This window comes from Erwinia sp. SLM-02, from assembly GCF_037450285.1.
Lineage (GTDB): Bacteria > Pseudomonadota > Gammaproteobacteria > Enterobacterales > Enterobacteriaceae > Erwinia.
In genome coordinates this window covers 1-265 of record NZ_JAQISN010000039.1, presented here as the reverse complement: position 1 = coordinate 265, position 265 = coordinate 1, and the positions used below count along the sequence as shown (strand labels likewise).

Genomic DNA, 265 nt, shown 5'->3' with positions numbered 1-265 from the left:
CCGGAGTGAACGCACCACTGGTGTTCGGGTTGTCATGCCAATGGCATTGCCCGGTAGCTAAGTGCGGAAAAGATAAGCGCTGAAAGCATCTAAGCGCGAAACTTGCCTCGAGATGAGTTCTCCCTGAGACCTTGAGTCTCCTGAAGGGACGTTGAAGACTACGACGTTGATAGGCCGGGTGTGTAAGCGCAGCGATGCGTTGAGCTAACCGGTACTAATGACCCGTGAGGCTTAACCTTACAACACCAGAAGCGTTCTGGTGAGT

1 rRNA gene is annotated in these 265 nt (G+C 53.2%); it reads left to right on the top strand.

Annotated features, from left to right (window positions below):
* Window positions 1–239 (top strand): 23S ribosomal RNA (locus PGH32_RS24660); the annotation flags it as partial.
* Window positions 240–265: the final 26 nt, after the last annotated feature.